Source organism: Streptococcus sp. 1001283B150225_161107_H12, assembly GCF_015552665.1.
Lineage (GTDB): Bacteria > Bacillota > Bacilli > Lactobacillales > Streptococcaceae > Streptococcus.
Genome location: NZ_JADNFC010000002.1, coordinates 1 through 19,855 on the forward strand (window position 1 = coordinate 1; position 19,855 = coordinate 19,855).

Annotated in this window: 17 protein-coding genes and 1 pseudogene; 10 read left to right on the forward strand and 8 right to left on the reverse strand. The window is 38.9% G+C overall.

Going from position 1 to position 19,855, the window contains the following annotated elements:
- Positions 1–12: 12 nt before the first annotated feature.
- The 7 genes from prmC (at position 13) to I2C87_RS03370 (ending at position 5,845) form a co-directional block, all read left to right on the forward strand.
- Positions 13–765 carry a peptide chain release factor N(5)-glutamine methyltransferase gene (gene prmC / locus I2C87_RS03340; protein ID WP_195324164.1) on the forward strand — a complete coding sequence of 251 codons (753 nt, stop codon included), beginning with the start codon at positions 13–15 and terminating at the stop codon, positions 763–765.
- Positions 752–1,363 (forward strand): L-threonylcarbamoyladenylate synthase, encoded by a 612-nt coding sequence (locus I2C87_RS03345; RefSeq protein WP_195323946.1) that lies wholly within the window; start codon positions 752–754, stop codon positions 1,361–1,363. Before prmC ends, I2C87_RS03345 begins: the two co-directional genes overlap by 14 nt.
- A complete protein-coding gene (locus I2C87_RS03350) occupies positions 1,353–1,784 on the forward strand; it encodes a GNAT family N-acetyltransferase (protein WP_195323947.1) in 432 nt (143 codons plus the stop codon). Before I2C87_RS03345 ends, I2C87_RS03350 begins: the two co-directional genes overlap by 11 nt.
- Positions 1,785–1,795: 11 nt before the next feature.
- Positions 1,796–3,052 (forward strand): serine hydroxymethyltransferase, encoded by a 1,257-nt coding sequence (glyA, locus tag I2C87_RS03355; protein WP_195323948.1) that lies wholly within the window; start codon positions 1,796–1,798, stop codon positions 3,050–3,052.
- Between the two features lie 8 nt (positions 3,053–3,060).
- A complete protein-coding gene (locus I2C87_RS03360; RefSeq protein WP_195323949.1) occupies positions 3,061–4,035 on the forward strand; it encodes a nucleoid-associated protein in 975 nt (324 codons plus the stop codon).
- Complete coding sequence (locus tag I2C87_RS03365) at positions 4,035–4,637, forward strand: lysozyme family protein (RefSeq protein ID WP_023026820.1); 603 nt, start codon at positions 4,035–4,037, stop codon at positions 4,635–4,637. Before I2C87_RS03360 ends, I2C87_RS03365 begins: the two co-directional genes overlap by 1 nt.
- Positions 4,638–4,831: 194 nt before the next feature.
- Positions 4,832–5,845 (forward strand): DUF1002 domain-containing protein, encoded by a 1,014-nt coding sequence (locus I2C87_RS03370; protein WP_195323950.1) that lies wholly within the window; start codon positions 4,832–4,834, stop codon positions 5,843–5,845.
- 272 nt (positions 5,846–6,117) lie between these two features.
- Here the strand turns inward: I2C87_RS03370 and I2C87_RS03375 are convergent, their stop codons facing one another.
- The 6 genes and pseudogenes from I2C87_RS03375 to rpsT all read right to left on the reverse strand — a co-directional run bounded on the left by I2C87_RS03375 (position 6,118) and on the right by rpsT (position 11,345).
- Entirely contained in the window at positions 6,118–6,423 is a 306-nt protein-coding gene (locus I2C87_RS03375) for a hypothetical protein (protein WP_023023261.1), read from the reverse strand.
- A gap of 404 nt (positions 6,424–6,827) precedes the next feature.
- A complete protein-coding gene (locus tag I2C87_RS03380) occupies positions 6,828–8,066 on the reverse strand; it encodes a tyrosine-type recombinase/integrase (RefSeq protein WP_195323951.1) in 1,239 nt (412 codons plus the stop codon).
- On the reverse strand, positions 8,067–8,411 hold the full coding sequence (locus I2C87_RS10195) for a DUF3173 domain-containing protein (RefSeq protein ID WP_416385282.1): 345 nt from the start codon (positions 8,409–8,411) through the stop codon (positions 8,067–8,069). It lies immediately after the preceding gene.
- Between the two features lie 121 nt (positions 8,412–8,532).
- Entirely contained in the window at positions 8,533–9,978 is a 1,446-nt protein-coding gene (locus tag I2C87_RS03390) for a hypothetical protein (protein ID WP_195323952.1), read from the reverse strand.
- A 535-nt stretch (positions 9,979–10,513) separates the two neighbouring features.
- Positions 10,514–11,059, reverse strand: a pseudogene (locus I2C87_RS03395) (IS256 family transposase); the annotation flags it as partial.
- Between the two features lie 34 nt (positions 11,060–11,093).
- Positions 11,094–11,345: a 30S ribosomal protein S20 gene (gene rpsT, locus I2C87_RS03400; RefSeq protein ID WP_195323953.1), complete on the reverse strand. Its 252-nt coding sequence runs from the start codon at positions 11,343–11,345 to the stop codon at positions 11,094–11,096.
- Positions 11,346–11,610: 265 nt separating this feature from the next.
- On the opposite strand from rpsT, the gene I2C87_RS03405 reads away from it, so the two are divergent.
- Positions 11,611–12,792, forward strand: a complete 1,182-nt coding sequence (locus I2C87_RS03405) for an exonuclease SbcCD subunit D (protein WP_195323954.1) — start codon at positions 11,611–11,613, stop codon at positions 12,790–12,792.
- Entirely contained in the window at positions 12,789–15,923 is a 3,135-nt protein-coding gene (locus tag I2C87_RS03410) for an AAA family ATPase (protein ID WP_195323955.1), read from the forward strand. The genes I2C87_RS03405 and I2C87_RS03410 overlap by 4 nt, the downstream gene beginning before the upstream one ends.
- Before the next feature lie 329 nt (positions 15,924–16,252).
- Here the strand turns inward: I2C87_RS03410 and I2C87_RS03415 are convergent, their stop codons facing one another.
- A complete protein-coding gene (locus I2C87_RS03415) occupies positions 16,253–17,263 on the reverse strand; it encodes a site-specific integrase (RefSeq protein ID WP_195323956.1) in 1,011 nt (336 codons plus the stop codon).
- 1,104 nt (positions 17,264–18,367) lie between these two features.
- Here I2C87_RS03415 and I2C87_RS03420 point away from each other — a divergent pair.
- Positions 18,368–18,754, forward strand: a complete 387-nt coding sequence (locus tag I2C87_RS03420) for a hypothetical protein (protein WP_195323957.1) — start codon at positions 18,368–18,370, stop codon at positions 18,752–18,754.
- Between the two features lie 367 nt (positions 18,755–19,121).
- On the opposite strand, the gene I2C87_RS03425 is transcribed toward I2C87_RS03420, so the two are convergent.
- A complete protein-coding gene (locus tag I2C87_RS03425; RefSeq protein WP_195323958.1) occupies positions 19,122–19,808 on the reverse strand; it encodes a DUF3800 domain-containing protein in 687 nt (228 codons plus the stop codon).
- Positions 19,809–19,855: the final 47 nt, after the last annotated feature.

The window sequence follows — 19,855 nt, forward strand, 5'->3', positions numbered from 1 at the left end:
GTTGAACAAATAATGTTGTTGGGACCATTATTAGCCCAGTATGAAGAAGCATTAATAGCCGTTGGAGAGGAAGCAGAGGATCAGGCCTTGCTTGATTCCATCTTTGCGCAGTTGAAACATCACGTCCCTGCCCAGTATATTATTGGGAGCGCCGACTTCTGTGGCCATGTTTTTACAGTTGATGAGCGCGTGCTAATTCCTAGACCTGAAACGGAAGAATTGGTTGCACTCATTCTTGAAGAAAACGACGGGGAAACCTTACAAGTTCTGGATATTGGAACAGGAAGTGGTGCCATTGCTATTAGCTTAGCGCTCGCTAGACCTTCCTGGCAGGTTCAAGCTAGTGATGTATCAGAAGAAGCTTTGGAGCTTGCTCAAGAAAATGCCCAACAACTAGAAGCAGTCGTTGACTTCAAGTCTTCAGATGTTCTAGATCAGATAGCAGGTCCCTATGACCTGATTGTGTCCAACCCTCCCTATATCTCTCATGATGATGTAGAAGAAGTCGGAGTCAATGTATTAGCCTCTGAACCTCACTTAGCTCTCTTTGCGGATAGAGACGGCTATGCCATCTATGAAAAGATTGCTCAGCAAGCACCGAGTGTATTAACAGCAGATGGAAAGATCTATCTAGAAATCGGCTATAAGCAAGGTAACAAAGTAAAAGAGCTCTTTCAAGAGGCTTTTCCAAACAAACAAGTTCGAGTTCTGAAAGACCAATTTGGACAGGATAGAATGGTGGTGGTGGACAATGGATCTATTTGAGAAAGAATTAGAAGCTGGCCGTGCAGTTGTCTTACCGACAGAAACTGTCTATGGACTATTTGCAAAGGCCTTGGATGAAGCAGCGGTTGATCAGGTCTATGCTCTAAAACAGCGCCCTCGCGAGAAGGCTATGAACCTCAATATTTCCAGTGAAGATGAAATTCGATTTTATTCGAAGAATCAACCACCCTATCTATCCAAATTGGTTGCAAGTTTTTTACCAGGACCCTTAACCATCATTCTTGAGGCTAATGAAGGAGTCCCAAGTTGGATCAATTCTGGAATTGCTACGGTTGGCTTTCGCATGCCAGCCCATCCAAAGACGTTGGAATTAATTCGTAAAACAGGTCCCTTGATTGGACCTTCTGCCAATCTCTCAGGGAGAGCTAGCGGAACCCAGTGCCAGAAAATTCTTAAGGAACTTGGCCATGGTGTTTTAGGACTTGAAGACGATAGCTTTCTAACTGGGCAGGATTCAACTATTCTAGACCTCACAGGTCCTAAAGCTCGCATCTTGCGTCAGGGTGCCATTACACGTTCGGAGATCCTTGAGCGTGTACCAGAGATTCCTTTCGAGGAGGAAGAAGATGTTACGTAACCTGTTATTAACGGATGTGGAAGCTTTGTGTCAGATTAACGAGCAAGCATTAGGCTACTCTTTTTCTACTGAGAAAACAGCCCAGCAACTAGCTAAACTAATTAAAGATACTCACCATTTTTTCATCGGGTTTGAAGATAGCGATACCCAACAACTGCTTGGTTATGTTCATGCAGAAGTTTACCAGTCACTTTACTCGGATCCAGGTTTTAATATTTTGGCTTTAGCCGTTTTGCCCTGTCAACAAGGCAAAGGGATTGGTAAAACTTTGCTTCAAGGTTTAGAAGTAGAAGCCAATCAACGTGGGTACGCTTTTATTCGCTTGAATTCTGCAGATTACCGCACCGAAGCTCACGCCTTCTACGAACATGTCGGTTATAGCTGTGATAAGCTACAAAAACGTTTTATAAAATTTATTTAAGGAGAAGACCTATGATTTTTGACAAAGAAGATTACAAAGCCTATGATGCAGATCTTTGGAATGCCATTGCCAAAGAAGAGGAACGTCAACAAAACAATATTGAATTAATCGCTTCTGAAAACGTGGTCTCCAAGGCGGTTATGGCGGCACAAGGGTCTATCCTGACCAATAAATACGCAGAAGGCTATCCGGGTCGTCGTTACTACGGTGGGACTGATGTCGTAGACGTCGTCGAAAGCCTGGCCATCGAACGCGCTAAGGAAATTTTTGGGGCTAAGTTTGCCAATGTTCAACCCCACTCAGGTAGTCAGGCCAACTGTGCTGCCTATATGGCTTTGATTGAGCCTGGAGACACTGTTATGGGAATGGATCTGGCTGCAGGTGGGCATTTGACTCACGGAGCTTCTGTAAGCTTCTCAGGGCAAACTTATAACTTTGTATCTTATAGCGTAGATCCGGAAACAGAACTCTTAGATTTTGACGCTATCTTAAAACAAGCCCAAGAAGTCAAGCCAAAGTTGATTGTAGCAGGTGCTTCAGCCTACTCTCACATCATTGATTTCTCAAAATTCCGTGAGATTGCGGATGCAGTAGGAGCCAAGCTCATGGTTGACATGGCACATATCGCTGGGTTGGTCGCTGCAGGTCTTCATCCAAGCCCAGTTCCTTATGCTCACATCACGACTACGACGACTCACAAAACTCTTCGTGGCCCACGCGGCGGCTTGATTTTGACAAATGATGAAGATTTGGCTAAGAAGATCAATTCTGCCATCTTCCCTGGTATCCAAGGAGGACCGTTGGAGCATGTCATCGCAGCTAAAGCTGTAGCCTTCAAGGAAGCCTTGGACCCTGCCTTTAAAGAGTATGCAGCGAACGTCATTAAAAACAGTCAGGCTATGGCGGATGTCTTCTTACAAGATCCTGATTTTCGTGTCATTTCAGGCGGAACTGAGAACCACCTTTTCCTTGTCGATGTGACGAAAGTCGTTGAAAATGGGAAAGTGGCGCAAAACTTGCTAGATGAAGTCAACATTACTCTCAACAAGAACTCCATTCCTTATGAAACCTTGTCGCCATTCAAGACCAGTGGGATTCGGATCGGTGCAACAGCCATCACCGCTCGTGGTTTTGGAGTAGAGGAAAGCCGTACAGTGGCTGAACTGATAATCAAAACCTTGAAAAACGCAGAGAACCCAGCTGTATTAGAAGAAGTGCGGAACCTAGTCAAATCCTTGACAGATGCCTTCCCACTTTACGAGGACTAAACCATCTTATGGACATTTACGTAAAAAAAGCCATCATTCATCAATTTAGCCCAGATGATACCGATCTCTATCTAGCAGACAAATTCCTGAATATCACCCCCAAAATTGAGGAATACTTGCGCAAAAAGATTGAGCGGGTCTATTCCGATGAGGCCAAAACCGGCATTTTTGAGGAAGACAATCCATTCCTTGAGATGATCACGGATGATCTCCTAGAAACTTCAGTAGCCTTAGCCAATCGCTGGAAAGAAGAATTCGTCGTCTCTGAAAATCAAAAGACCAACGATTTGGTGTTTATCCAATTCTCAAAAGAAGGGGTGGATCATTTTGCCTTTCTTCGGATCGCCTTACGGGAAACCTTGACCCATCTTGGAGGAGAAGTAGATAACCCAATCAAGCTAACGCAAAACAATCTACCTGACTTTGGAACGGGTGCAGATGAGGCTTTGGTCATTAATCTTCAAAGTCGCAAGTACCATTTGATCGAAAAACGAATCAAGTTCAATGGGGCTTTCTTGAACTATTTCTCTGAGAATCTCCTCCAGGAGCAACCTAAGATTTCACCTAAAAAATCGATCAAAGAAATCGAAAAAACGGCCAAACGGATTGCTGAGAACTTCCAACAAGATGATTTTCAGTTCCAATCCAAGGTCAAATCAGCAATTTTCAACCAACTGGAAGAAGAGAATGAATTGTCACCTGAAAAGTTAGCCAATGATTTGTTCGATAACAACTTAACGGCTCGCCTCAGTTTTGTCGATCAGGTGAAAGAGACTATTCCAGATCCTGTTCGCTTCGATGAGATTGATGCCAGCCGCCAATTGAAGAAATTTGAAAACCAAAAACTCTCCCTTTCAAACGGAATTGAGCTTTTGGTCCCTAACCATGTTTACGAAGATGCTGAATCGGTAGAGTTCATTCAGAATGAAAATGGGACCTACTCGATCCTCATCAAGAATATAGAGGACATTCAGAATAAATAATGATGAAACGAATAATAAAAATTTTCTTTTGCCTCTTGCTCGTCTTTTTCATATACAAGGGCTATCAGATACACCGGGATGTCAAACAGGTCATGACTTATCGTACTTTAGTGCGTGAAGTACTGGCTGAAGAAGATACCGGTACAAATGAAGATCTAATCCTTGCTATGATTTATACAGAGACCAAGGGTAAGGAAGATGATGTCATGCAGGCCAGTGAAAGTGCAACAGGCCAGACAAATTCTATCACCAATAACAAAGAAAGTATCCGGCAAGGAATTCAAACCCTCTCTGAAAATTTACGAAAAGCAAAGGAGAAGGGGGTTGATCCTTGGACAGCAGTTCAGGCTTATAATTTTGGACAAGATTACATTGAATATGTAGCTAAAAATGGCGGGAAAAATAGTCTTGAATTAGCCCGTAAATACTCAAAAGAAGTGGTTGCACCGAGTCTTGGAAATGTCACAGGGAAGACCTATCTTTATCTCCATCCTATTTCATTTTTACATGGCTCAGAGCTCTACGTTAATGGGGGAAATTATTATTATTCACGTCTCGTTGAAATGAATCAGTTCATCATGAAACTATTTTCCTGGTTCTAATACAGGCAGTCGCTCTAAACAAGGGAAGAATCCCTTGTTTTTTTATGGAGCAAACTGTCATCTGTTTTTAAAGAAGCTGTAAGCCAGTCTTAAGATAAAAAGGATAGACTAGAAGGGAGGCAAAGGGAAAAAACCTGCTTCCTTTTTATTGTCCGAAAGAGGTTTAGTATGATAGAAGTAGTTATGGAGAAGGTATGAAACTATTCAGGAAATTTATTGGAATCTTTATTGTTGGCTGGTTGGCACTCCTTGCAAGCTCTTCAACAGTTTTTGCAGACGCAACCATTCAGAAAGTCATTGATCAAAAATATAGCCAACCTGACTATGTCATTGGCTCATCATTGGATGAGTTTCAAGTCGAGCAAACCCTCAGTCTCTTGATGTATAACGAAGAAAAGGAGAAGGAATGGAAAACCATGAATCCTTCTGCTTATACAAGTTTTACTATTGATGAGAACGGAGATCGTTATTCCTCCGTTAAACTACAGAAACAAGCCAAGAAAGCGCCTATTAGCGTGCACATTGTCACTCCTCAAAATATAACAGAAGTAACAGCGGATATGCATCGAAATGCACTGACCACTCTTGGGCTAGAACATGCCGAAATCACGATTGCGTCTCCAACAGAAGCATCAGGCATGAGTGCCCTTGCAGCGGTCGCATACTCCCTTGAGCAAAATGGTAGCACCATATCTGATGAAAACAAAACACTTGCTCAGGAAGAATTATCCCTGCTTGCAACCATCTATAAAGAGAGTGCCCGTAAAAAAGGCTTCCATGAAGATAAGCTCAATGTCGCTGTCATCGATCTTAAAATCGCAGCTCTAACAGGAAGCAATCAAGACAAAAAGCTCGAGAAGAAAGATTTCCAAAAGCTGGTAAAAAAGATTCTGGAAACTTATCAATTAGAGGGTGCTATAACGGATGAACAAACCAAACAATTAGTTGATTTTGCTAGCAAGCTTTCTAATAGTCAGCTAAGCTCTGATAAATACCTTGTCAAGTCCTTCAAAGCTCTAAAACAGGATATCATTGAGAAAGCAGGAGATAGCTTTAATACGATTGATACCAAGCTCAATACAGAAACACTACTGAAAGAAACCAACAAGCTTCCTTTGTACCTTATGATTGGACTGGGAGTCCTGATGCTCCTTGCAATCGGATTAATAGTTTTTCGTTTTCATACTAAACAAATCAAGAGGAAATAAACTATAAAAAACCAATGCTAGATGATTTCAGTTCAAATACGAAGTATTTTTAGAAACTTTCCTTAAGTGAGTGAGGAGGTTAGATGAAATCCAGGAAGTTCCATGACTAAGTTTTGAATCATACTGTTTCAAGCACTTTTCTCACTGAGAAAATTTCAAAATTGTTCGTATAATTTTAACAACAAGTAATCATCATTATTGATTCAAAGAGATTATTTTATGTAAGATAAGATTAGTGTGTATACAATAAAAAGCCATCGAATGATGGCTTTTTAATCTGTTACTTCGATTGAGAGATAAGGAATACCTAAGATTTTTCCGAAAATACCTAGAAAAGTCTTCCAAGCTGAGCCTTTAATGACAGCTGTTTGACCAGCTTTTACGATCACTTCCTTAGAACGTGTGAAGGCTCCTCTTTGATCTACGTAGACCTTAACCATATCAAGCCCTTCAGGAAGCGGAAGTGTAACGGTTTCATCTTTGCTTAAGTTGGCAACACATTCACCGTTAATATAAACGTTTACCTTCATTAATACACCTACAAGGCCAGTTTGACGCGAAACTGTAATTTCAGACATTTGATTCTCCTAACTTTATGAATTCCTTACTCAAAAGGAATAGATTTAAAACTATCATAACATAAGTACGAGCTTCATACAAGAACCTGTTTCATTCTATATTATTTAATATTAATCTAACACCCAAATAGAGTTCACAAGTTCCGTCTATATTTTCTTTGTTTTTTGAATTAGGAAATTTTGCTCCTTGATATAGACTGCCTGGAACTGGTCTAGAGGTAGAGGTTATTTTGATTATAAACGCTGTCTTACATATATAAAAAAACGCTGAAATCAATAATTTCAAGCGTTATTTTATCAAGTCATTTTATTCCCACTCAACGGTTGCAGACTCCTTGAAAATCGCTATATAATAGGCTTTTTAAGGAGTTAGTAATTCTTTGGTGGGGTTTTTGGTGGGAATGTTATTTTGAAATTGATTGGTTCCCGTTGAAATGTACTAAGCTAGAAGATGGGAAAGAAACATTAATAATTCCGACCATTTCATTAGTGATAGCTTCATCAGCGCCATCCCATAGATGCGAGTAGTGTTTCAAGGTGATTTCAGGAGAAGAGTGTCCTAAACGTTTTGATAGAATAAGTACATCAGCATTTAATTCATTAATTAGTAGTGAGGCGTGGCTATGCCTAAGACCTTTCGCTTGGATAGGCTTTACGTGAGCAATCTTGGCGTACCTTTTAATAATCCTTGAGATTGTAGATTTTAGCATAGGTAAGCCATCGTATGAAAAGATAAAATCGTTCTCGTGTCCTAGTCCAATCTTTTTTTGAGCTTCACGCCATTTTTTTAACACATCAATAGTATCTTTATCTAAACTAATCATCCTTTTGCCGTCTTTAGTTTTCGTAAACGAATTACGAGTCCATTCTTTTTTGTTTTTAACAATAAGCATATGATGAACTCGTAGGCGTTGCTTATCAAAGTCAACATCATTCCATTGAAGGGCACAACCTTCATTTACACGTACGCCAGTCATGAAATATACCCAAATCATCACGAAGTTTAAATGTTCATATACATCTTCAATGTAAATTTGGGAAATAACAGCTTCAAATTCGCTCTTTGTCCAATATGGGACATTACTTTTCCCTTTAGGAATTGCATTAGATTGCTTAGAAATGTTTTTTTCCACATATCCCATTTGCAAAGCATAGTCCAATGATTTCCTAAACATGCCAAAGATGAGGCTAGCATATCCTTGTGAATATCCGGCACCATCCTCATCTTGACTAGTCAGTAACCATGTTCGAAACTTCTGGACTTGTTCGAGGGTAATCGAACGAAGTGTAGTGTCACCAAAACGATCACAAAGCTGCAAAAGATTTTTCTCTCGAACTGAAAATGTGCTGTTCTCAACTGTTGTTCTATAATATGGAATATAATGGTCTTCCATAAATTGCCGATATTTCATACGGTAGTTAGAATAACCTTGAGATTGATGATATTCATGTTTCAGCCGAGTTAATTCTTTATAAGCATCTGAGGCCGATTTAAATGGGTTCCCATGCTGATCTTTCCTAGATTTCTTTCGTACCCGTTTCCTAGTAACTCTATCTCGACTAAATTCGGTTTGAAGAAAATATTTTCCGTCTTTATCAGAATATACTCCAGGAAATTTTGTTTTCTGTTGATATTGTGGCATTTATTCCTCCTTGTGAAGTGAAACACCCAAAATTTCTTCAACAGCACTGATTGGGACGTGCCCTAAACGTCGATTATTATAAAAGGCATACCCCTTTTGTACCATAATTAGCTTAGCTTGTCTAATAATTGAAATGGCAGTATAGGGATTGTAACCCATTTTAATTAAATCTTCTTTGTTCATTGTTTGTTTCATAATTAATAATCCTCTTGAAATTTCTATATTTTCTTGCGATAATAGAAATAGGTAATAGATATTATTACTAGTATATTTTGAGTTTGTTTCTGATACCGACCAAAGTTTGGAAACAAGCTCTTTTTTATTTTTACTTAAAGTAACTTTCATATCCTTATCCTTTTTGAAAATATTCGAATAGTAGTCGCGGTACATATTTATGTATGTTCCTTGATATATCAACGTTTTTTAACATTGAAAAATATATTTGCTATTAAAATAACTGCTTTATTTATATTCCGTCTCTAAATCTTTTTAAGATCCGTTTTGACATTTTATCTTCAAGTTTTTCTTTTGTATTTTCTGTAATTGTTTTATTGAATATTTCATTTCTTTCTTTTAAAGAGTATGTTTTTAGTGGAAAAGTTTTATAAGAAGTTGTGGAAGGGTTTATACGAGTGCCTAAACCATATTTTTTTGCTTCTTCTAGTGAATGGAACATTCCCCTTATTATTTCTAGAACTTGCCAACTTGTCATTTTTCCTAATTCATGTTTTGTTCCAGTTTTTACTTCTTGGCATTGGAACCTTTCTAGGATCCTTCTTTTAGTTGTACCTCTATTTGTTTTTAAAAATCTTAATGGAAGAAATGTAATGATATCTTCATCAATTAAATCTGATACTGTGGTAGTTGATAACTGATCATTAATAGAGAATAAAAATTCCGTTGTATAAACTTGTGGTTGAATTTTCTTATAAATTCTCTTTAACATCTTTTCGCAATTTTCAGTTGCAGTTATGATTATCTCTATATATCGAAAAACACCATCAGATATTAGAATCTCTAAATATTGAATAATCTTTTCATCAGTTAATTGTGCTAAGTAATGGGAGTCTAATTGCTCAGATATCTTACTGCCAGTTAATTCGACTTCATATCTAAAGATCTCTAAATTCTTTAACGATGAATTTGTTTTACGGATTTGTTTGTTCTTTTTTGCTTTCTCAATTTTGTTATATAAGATGTGTTTCTCTTTCTTATTAATCTCAATCGAGACCATAGAAAAATTATCTGCATTTTTACTTGTTCTATGGTTTTTTAAATCTCTTTTCTTATCTTTTGCAAGTGACCTTATTAATAATTGACGAGTTTGTAAAGATGGCAATTTATCGAAAGCAATTGTGAATGCTAATTCAATTTTCTTAAACATAACAGAATTCGGATTATATTTGATTTTAATCTTATAATCTGTTTCTAACTTATGTAATACCTCTAGTAATCTTAATTTAATCCCATTAATGCCTGTAGTTTGAAAATTGGGAGAAGGACCGTTAAGTTGGATTGCAGCAAATTTCTTTTTGTAATCTTCTTCTTTAAGACTAATTGTTACTTTTCCTAAATCTTCTGATTGAATAGTGATCTTATCTAATTCTCCTTCTGAATTATAATTTAGAGAAACTGTTTCTTTAAAGATTTGTTCATCAAAAACGTTAGGCTCATAAGTTACTTCTGGGCTAAGAATTGAGACTGTACAGTTATCAATACCCCAATAAGCTGGGGTAACTGAGAAACAAGATTTTATATTATTTTCGTTTTTTTGCTGTAGTTCTAGTAATTTTCTCTGTCTGAGTTCTCTATTTTTCTTGTGCTTTTCCTTTTTTCTTCTTTCTGCAGGGGATAAATGACGTTTCTTGGCTGCTTCTCTATCTCGTTTACTTTTTTTATATCTTCTTACCATGTATATTCCTCCTTGTTGTTAAATCTGTAATGAAGATGTACTTCTAAAATGTAACTTTCTTTAAAATTAAACCTCCTTATTTTTCTTCTATTAATCAGTATGCCATTAATTTCACTAAAAATTGAGTTTTTCTTATTTTTTTGTGAAAAAAATTTTAAAAATAAAAAAACACTCAATTATGAGTGCTTTAAAAACGCGTCGTAACAAGGTTTTGAAGAAATAATTAGGTTCCTACCTAATTTAATTTTTTTAGTTTAGAACAAGAATGTTAAGAAAGAAATCAATACTTTCAGTACGATCTTTTATTGATGTGACAAGGTTTTGAAGGAAAAAGTAAGTTTTTATCTACTTTATTTATTTTTTAAAAAAATTTTTTTATTTTTCATTTAAATTTAGGATGTTGAGAAAAAGATCAATACTTTCAGTACGATTTTTATTTAGTTGAATTTTTTCGATTAAAAGTTGAAGGTTAATGTTTAAAAAAGTTGATACTGTCAACAATGTTGTGTAAACACTCAAGTAGAGTTACGGAGTGTTAATCAAATAAGCTTTCAAGTGTGTCAGAACATTGGCCAAACCCATTATGGATTCGTTGACTTTGCTTGAAATTATAATCTTTAAACAAAGTAACTAAGTAACGGTCCAGAGCCTCCTCGTTAGGAAAAAGAACCTTCTTTTTCGTTTGACGTTTGATTTCTTTGTTAAGAGACTCAATGAGGTTTGTCGAATAAATGCTGTGCCAAATCTGGTAGGGAAACTGATAAAAAGTTAAAAGATTATCCGTATTCTCCAGACTTTCCATGACTTTCCTATACTTTGGTTTCCATTCAGCGATAAAGTCCTCTAAAGCTTGGACTGCTATTTCTAAATTTTCAGCACGATAAAACGTTTTAAATTGCTTCAGAATAACTGTCCGATCAGATTGCTTCACCTTACTAGCCAAATTTCGACTAATATGAATGAAGCAACGTTGTTGCTTAGCAAATGGGTAAGCCTGACTGATCATCTGCTCAAGCCCCTTGAAGCCATCGGTCGCTACAAGAGAAACCTGTTGGATGCCTTGGTTTTGAAACTTGTCTAACTTTTTGGGGGCAGTACATAGGAGACTCTTTTTATTATTTAGCCAATTTAGTTGCAAGACGTGATTTGTCACGGCCAGCTTTGTTTTTGTGAATCAAACCTTTAGTTTCTGCTTTGTCGATTGCAGCGCTTGTAGCGCGGAACAATTCTTCAGATGGGTTTGCTTCAAAAGCCTTGATAGCAGTACGCATAGCTGATTTTTGTGCTGAGTTTTTTTCGTTTTGTTTAACGTTCAATTCAGCGCGTTTGATAACTGATTTAATGTTTGCAAAAGTTCTCATCTCCATTTAATTCTAAACATCTCATTACGCTTGAAAATAACTCATTTGACAAGGGGAAAAACATCTTTTTGTGAAATAACTGCCTATCTGGACTTTCTTGCCTTAGAAACCAGGCCTACAATTATTATTACAATCGTAATAGCAATCGTAATCGCCAAGGGAGAGGGCTGCAAGGGATTCTTGAAAAAATTTTTTTAAAAGGTTAGGGGGTGGACTTGACGTGACTAGGTCATCTGGTATGATAGAAACAGAAAGAGAGGAGAGGTCAAAAATGAAATTATTACATACATCGGATTGGCATATTGGCCGGACCTTGAATGGCTATAGTCTGCTGGAAGAGCAGAAGTACGCTTTTGAGCAGATACTGGCGATTGCTTTGGCAGAAAAGGTTGATGGGGTTATTATTGCGGGGGACCTCTATGATAGCTCGGTGCCCAAAGCGGACTTTGTGACCACCTTTGAGCAGATGCTGAGGGAGATGAATCTGGAGCACCACCTACCTATCTATGCTATCTCGGGTAACCATGATAGTGCCAAGCGGCTTAATTTTAGCCGGGAATGGATGCAGCACCAACAGCTTTATCTAAATACCTTTATTGATGAGGCCATGAGTCCAGTCGAGACGGAGTACTGTCAGCTTTTCCTCCTGCCTTATTTTGATCCCATGGATGCTCGGATCTACCTACAAGAAGAGCAGGGCTGGTCAGATGAGGAGGCCAAGAAGGTTCGGACTCTGGCGGATGCCATGCAGGCCATGTTGCCCCTCTTGGTGGCCCGGTTTGCTCCTGGTAAAAAGCATATCCTCGTCACCCACTTTGCTGTCACTGCTTCAGGCCAAGATCCTCAAGACTTAACGAGTGAGACCAGCTCGACTGTAGGCGGCCTTGCGACTCTGAATGCAGCGATTTTTTTAGACTTTGACTATGTGGCCCTGGGGCATATCCATACCCATCATGCCTCCCCTAGTGAGACGGTGCAGTATTCGGGTAGTCCGGTCAAATTTAACGTCAAGGAGGCTGGAACTGATAAGGGAGTCTATATCCTTGAGTTTGATGAAAAGGGGGTAGAGAGTCGCTTTATCAAGCTGGAGCAGGAAACTGACCTGGTCGCTCTCAAGGAGGATTGGGAGACCCTGACAGATCCTGGCTTTTATCAGGCCCAGCCTTGTCATCAGGCTTGGTTTGCCATCCAGGTGCAGGACTTTGATCGCAATGAACATGTGGGCAAGAACCTGCGGGCCCAGCTGGAGCAGATCTATGGGACAGTTGTAGAGCTAGACTATAGCTACAAGCAGGAGACCATTCGTAGGACTAGGGGGCGTAATGTAGAGGAGCTGGATGAGTCGACCATTATCGGGAATTTCTATCAGGAAAGCACTGGTCAGTCTCTGAGTTCGACCCAGTTGGAGTTAGTAGAGGATATTTTGACGAAGATGAGTAAGGAGAAATCATGAGACCGATTGCTTTAAAACTATCTTATTTTGGCCCTTTTGAGTCAGCAGATATTGACTTTCGAAACTTTATAGAATCACCGATTTTTCTGATTTCTGGTGATACGGGAGCTGGGAAGTCAACGATTTTGGATGCCATGTCCTATGCTCTTTTTGGGGCAACAACAGGGAGTCGTGGTCCCAAAGAGGTTCGGAGTCAGTTTGCGACTGTTGAGGAAAAGACCCAGGTGACCTTTTACTTTGAGCAAGGGAGTCATATGTATAGAGTCGTGCGTTCGCCAGAGCAGAGGCTTATGAGCGCGCGTAAGGTGACAGATAAAGGGCATGAGGCCTCTCTGGCCATTGTTGATGGGGTTAATGGCAAGGAACTTCAGAGCCTGGCTAGCAAGCCCACGGATGTAGGGCATGAAATTGCAGGCATCCTTCGCCTGGACCATGAGCAGTTCAAGAAAATCATTCTCCTGCCGCAAAATGATTTTTCTCGTTTTCTCAAGGACTCGTCAGAGGAGAAAAAGAAGATCCTCAAAAAGATTTTTGGAACAGAGATTTTTGAGCACTTCCAAAATCGGCTTAAGGATCGTTTTAGTGTGGCCGAGTCAGCAAACAAGGAGGCGACAAGAGCGCTCCAGGCTCACTACCAGTCAGATACATGGACTCCAGAAGAGCAGGCTAAGATTAAGGCTGCTTTTGAGGCAGACCGGTTGGAGACAGTTCGTGGGCTCCTCCAGGTGCGTAAGGAAAGTCATGAGCTAGCTAAAAAAGCCCATCAGGAGGCAACAGCAGAGCGAGAACGGCTGGATGCGCTCTATCAGGAAGGTCAGAAACTGGCGCTGGACTTTAAGAGTTTAGAGGATTTGCAAGCGGACTACCAGGAGCAAATTCTGGATAAAGCTGATGAGCAGGCTGAAAAAGAAGATCGTCTGAAGCAACTGCGTTGGGCAAAGTCACTAGCTAGTGATGTTGATGAAATCGACCAGGCCAGGAATAATGAGCAGGCTAACCAAGACAAATTAAAGGAAGTCAAAGCGGCAAGCCAGGATAAGAAAAAGGCCAGAAAAGACCTGGTTGAGCGGAAGAGCGAGCTTTTTGAAAAGGAAAAGGAAATCAATCGCTTACGAGAAGAACTCAAAAAGCTACCTACTCAGATCTTTAAAGCTAAGCAGGCCGAAGACAAGCAGGCCAAGATTGATCAAGCCCAGCTGGAACTAAACAAGATTAAGGCTCAACTTGAAAAAAATCAAGCTCAAAAAGAAGAGCAGAGTGAGAGTCTGGCTCAGCTAGAGGAAAATGTCCTAGATCCAGCTTTACTGGAGGAAGAAAAAGCTCAGCTTGATGCCATGTCTAGATTTATCGATGGGGAGCTGAAGCCCCAGGAAGCGAACTCCGACAGTGCTCAGAAAAAGGCCGATCAACTGAAGACAAAATGGCAGGACTCTATAAATAAACTGCCTCAGCTAGAAGAAGAATTTGAACAGGCTCAACTGGAAGTTCAGGCAAAGGAGCGAGATCGGCGCCAGCTGATGATTGCCCAGCTCCAGGAGGATCTAGTCGATGGGCAGGCCTGCCCAGTTTGTGGAGCGGAGGACCATCCCTTGGCTGAAAATGGTCATATGGTATCCAATAAAGAGTTGATCAATCTGATCCAAAGTGTCGACCGATCCCAAGCCCAGCGTGACCAGAAACGGTCAGAACTGGACGTTCTGCAGGAAGCGATTGCTAGACAAGAAGAGGCTTTTCAAATGCAGATGAAGGAATACCAAGAATACCAAGATCAGTTGAATGCTAGCTATAAGGAATTCCAAGCCAGATTTGGTGGGGAATTTCCAGACTACTTTAACCTAGCAACTATTCAGAAGGTCCGGGACGAGCAGCTGGATAGCTTTAAGGATAAGTCCCAGCAAAACCAAGAACTGCAGGCTGAGGCTGGTCGGCTTAAGGCCAGTCTCCAAGAGCTAGACCAGGCTCTTAACTTAGGACAAAAGGACCTGGATGCGAAAAGTAAGACGATTGAGAACCTGCAAGCAGAAATCGCAGAGCTGGATGTCAAGGTTGGCAGTCAGGAACTAGAGGACCTGCAGAGCGATTTCCAAAAGCAGGTTCAAGGCTATGAGGAGCAAAAAGAGCAACTGGAAAGCCAGCTTAATAAAAATCAGGAGGAGCTTAGTGATTACCAAGGCCAGATCAAGGCTCTGGAGTCAGCTCTGGCAGATCTTGGTCAGGTCCTTAAGGAGACAGGCAGGAAATTAGCCGAAAAATTAGCAGCAGAGGATGCTCTGACCCATGAGGAAGCGGTCGCTAGAACCTGGCTAGTAGCCGACCAAGAGCTGGATGAGCTGAACAGGCAGATCACCCAGTACCAGACACATAAGGAGCGACTGGAAAAGGATATCAAGCAGCTCGAAGAGAGCTTGTCAGACCATGAGCGTCCTGATCTAGTCAGCCTTGAGGAAAGCAGACAGGCTGCGATTAAGGCGGCTGAAATTCAGGCAAGCCAGGTGACCAGGGCTGAGACAGATAAAGCCCTGGCATCCAAAGAGCTCAAGGCGATTGAGAAGATTTTGAGCCAGCAGGCTGACTCCCAAGCTGCCTTTCAGTCTCTCTCCCAGCTCTACGAAGCCATGGATGGAAAGACAGGGGGAGACAAGCTGGATCTAGAGACCTATGTCCTCCAAAGCTATCTGGAGCAGATCCTTAGCTATGCCAATGCCCACTTTATCAATCACTTGTCCAATAATCGCTATCAGTTTGAGCTGCCAGAAGAGGCGCGTGACCGCAGGAGTAATCGGGGTCTCGATATCAATGTCTATGACAATGAGACTGGCGAATCTCGCTCAACGGACACCCTTTCAGGCGGTGAGACCTTTATTGCAGCTCTGTCCATAGCCCTTTCCCTCAGTGAAGTCGTGCAAAACTCTTCGCGTGGGGTGCCAATCGATGCCCTCTTTATCGACGAGGGCTTTGGCTCGCTGGACCAGGAAACCCTGCAGAAGGCCATGCAGGTCCTGGAGGAAATCGGTGAGAATCGCCTGGTCGGAGTCATCAGCCACATCGAGGAGATGAAGGCCACTATCCGCCAGCAGCTGGTCATCAAGAAAACAGGCAATGGACGCAGTCAGGTCAAAGTGAGTATGTAGGAAATTAGATTAGACAATAGAGGTTCAGGAAATTTCTGAGCCTCTTTGTTCTGTCATAGGTGCTGGAAAAATAAGTCTAAAAATTGTTGGGGTTTTGATAAGGGATGTCGCTTTTTGACCTGGTTGACTCGAGTAGATTTCCAAGCTGTTTCAAGAGAAGTACGGAAAAATTCATCAATATCTTGCTTTTGGGTTAGGAAGTTAAGTAGTTCTGTGGTGAACTGAGTCATAGGAATAAATCTCTTTCTAGTAATGTTTCGCAACTCTACTAAAACGGATTTATTCCTTTTTGTGTTTACACAACGTATTTTACACTACCAAAAAATTGCTTAGTTCGCTTGTGAGATTAACTTATATGCATAGGATTTTTGAAATTCTTCTGGTCGATTGTGTCCGAGAGCACGTGATACAATTAAACAAGCCTTCCTATCAAGGACAACACCTTTTAATTCGCCTCGTAGATAAATCTTTTCTTTTTTATCTTTGATATCTTTGGGATCTCGCGCGACAAGAAGATAAAGACGTTTTGAGTATTCTGCACGATATTTATGAGGTTTTAAAGCAGTTGGAACTTGAAACACACGCTTTTTACCAGCTAGTTTAAATTCTTCAACAAGCCTCTCTAATTCTTCTTTGTCTCGCGTAATAATCGGAACCCAACGGTCTCGGGCTCCTTTTGTTTTATGTTTTTTACCAATAATTTTAAGATAATATTGGCCATCCTCACGTTGGTAGAGGGAGTCTCCAGTAATTGCTTTTAATTCATTTTTACGTAGACCTGTTGCTGATACGATTGAAAACCAACGATTATTTGTTTCTTCAGACATTCTGTCGTCATTAGACTTCAAGCGATTATTCTTTTTGTCGGCTCGATATCGAATATCTGTTGCAACAAAAGCAGTAGAAGATACACCCAAGACTTTGGCCAATGCTGCTTTATAGGTTGACTGAGTCGGAGCAGAAAGCCCTAATTTCTTACAATGTTCTAAGTATTGATTTACTAAGTTAATCCATCCATCTATAGAGTTAGATATCTCAAGAGCTTGTAAATCTTCGGCAGTAGTTGTTGCGGCAACAAAGGAAGCGAATCTGCTCCAAGATCCAGCGTAGTTATGAAGTGTTCGGTCTGTATGGATAAAATGAATGTCTTCTCCTGTTTTTTTGGATTCATTTCGTTTGATACCTTTTCCTTTTTTAAAGCGCGTGACTAGATTAGTTAGTCCTTTTGATTGGACGAATTGTTTACGACCTTCGAAAGTGGTTAGAGAATCCATCTGTTGCTTCTTAGCTTTCTCTTTAGCTTTTCGTCGTTCAGCACGACTACGTTTCTTCCTTGCCATAGTTCTTTCCTTTCTGATAATGTATTTTTAAAGAAGATCTTAAGAAAATTCTTAAGGTCTTTTTAATCCAAGTTGAAGTAGTGCAGTGACTTAAGCTTATATTCACTGATATAGTATCTTCCCTTTGCTTAGGGCGCTTCTTAATTGATGGCTAAGAAGATAACCAAGTCATTGTACAACATGACAAGTTGACTCAATTCAAATAAGATGTAGAGTTCCATCTTACAGATAAAAATCTGTTGTTCTTTCTTGTTAGTCTTTTTCAGGTTTAAATGCTCTGAATTTAGCGACTGAGTTAAGCTAGTTTTTGTATTTGATTTTTAGACTTTTGTTATTTACTTTCGTTTTTATACTTTTATTTTTTACTTTGTTATGATTAAAAATATTTTTTAAACTGCCATTGACATTTCTTTTATTATCTATACATTTATTTTTTAGTTAATGAAATACAAAAATTGGTTCCTGTTATTTACTTTCGTTTTTTACTTTTATTATTTACTTTGTTACGATCAAAAATTTTTTTAAAATGCTATTGACATCTCTTTTATTATCTATACATTTATTTTTTTTTAGTAAATGAAATACAAAACTTGTTCTTTCCTAACCCAGTTTAAACCTACTGTTTCCACGATAGCTACCTCCTTTCAAACATAAAAAAACGTAGCTATATTAGTTACGTCTCTATTCAATCAATTATTTATATACTATTAGTATGCCATAAATCATAAAATAAAAAAATCAGGATAAGATTTTTTTACGTTATTCACTTTTACCTAGTACTGTGTGTTTAGCGTGACTTACACATGCGTTTCTGTCAACGCTAAACACACAGAAAAATCAGAATTGCAAAAAATTAGAAATGAGAGAAAGAGGAAAAACTACAAAAAAATTAGAAGTAAACAATACCTTTATCAGTTTTTTAAATATTTTATTTTTTTATTTTGAAAATTATGGCAAGCTATATATAGAGAGAAAAAAAGGAGGTTACATATGTATGAGCATATGTTTTTTTTATTACAGGCCTAGTTTATGAACTTGGCCCTCCACACATTGGCATCATTCAATTTATTTTTAAACTCAATAAACAAAAAAAGGAGAACAAATATGAATGTCTATAAAGATTATCTATGTAAAAAAATTTTAGATACTGTAAATATTGAAATTGAAACAGGTGCGGATTTTGATGTTACTGTTAATTTTTGTCGTGATGAATATAATTTTTATCTAACATTATTGCGCGAAGTAGAAGAACTAGAGTTTGATTTCATTGAAGATAGGTTGAATTTGATTATTTATCACTGTTGCCATGATAAACTGTATTATAGTATTACAGAAATGGATGAGATTTTAAATTTCAAATACGCAATTGATATGTTAGTTGAGTTGTTCGTGGCTAATAAATGGTATACGTTTGTACCAGATTTAACTACTCATAATCTATGGGAATTGGTTGAACAGTATAAAAAAGGTGAATTAAGAGACTATGAATAGTCAAAGATAACATTTTGTTATCTTCCCATTAAAAGGTATATAAAAACAGGCCTAAGCCTGCTCTGTTTTTTGCCCTGTTTTCTACCAAAGTTCATTCTATAAATAAGTAGAGAAAACACAAAGGGTAACAAAAAGGGGAATTAAATCGATGAGTTCAGTAAGCAAGTAAATTGCACCTGTTATAGGTGCTTTTTATTTTGCTATTCTTATATTACAAAAAAAAAAAGCACCATCCGGTGCTTTCCCATCTGAGTGTGGAGTACTTAACATACACTTAATTGCTTTAATCACAGTTCAGATGTTTAAACAGTGTACTTATACCTGTAATTCCATTTTATACCACGTGCAGACTTTTGGCAAGTAAAAACTACGGTAAATTTAAAATTATATGATTAGGGATATTTAGCAACTCTTTGACCTGTTTCTCATAAGAGTTCCAAACTCTATTAGCCAAGATGTCAGCAGCTTGTATAAGGTAGTCATTTGCTGATATACATGACTTTGTATAAACTATGAATTCCCCCTCTAAAATTGGAGGGTAAAAACTCCCATAGTTAAAGTTATTGATACCATATTTAAACTCCTCATGGATACCCTCGCCTAAACCATACAAACCATTAGTAGCTATACCTTGCTGGTCTATATTTAGATAAAGTTCAATGTCATCGTCTTTACTTATTGCGCCCTGCTCAAGTAACTTTTTAAACAATTCTTTTACTATTCTCCTTAAAGCATAGTCTTTAAATCGTTGACGTGATTTTTTATCTTTCATAACGCCTGAATGGACACGCTTTAAATCAACTGTCACAGAGAAACTAATTTCATTTCTAAGGACTTTATATAGGGCGTTTTTATGTTTTTTCTCGATGGTTGACGCCTTAAGCTCACCCTCTATGCCTTTTTCTTTTTTTATCTTTGAATTAAGCGAGCGATACTTCTTTTTAGCAGCTGTCTTATCCTCGTTAGAAAGAAAACAAAAACCAGCATACACAAAATATTTATGATTGGAGTGAAACACTCCTGAGTCATCTATAAAGATTGAAATTTTTTTCATCTTTTTTTCCTTATTTAATACTATTTTGATTATACCATAATAACCTC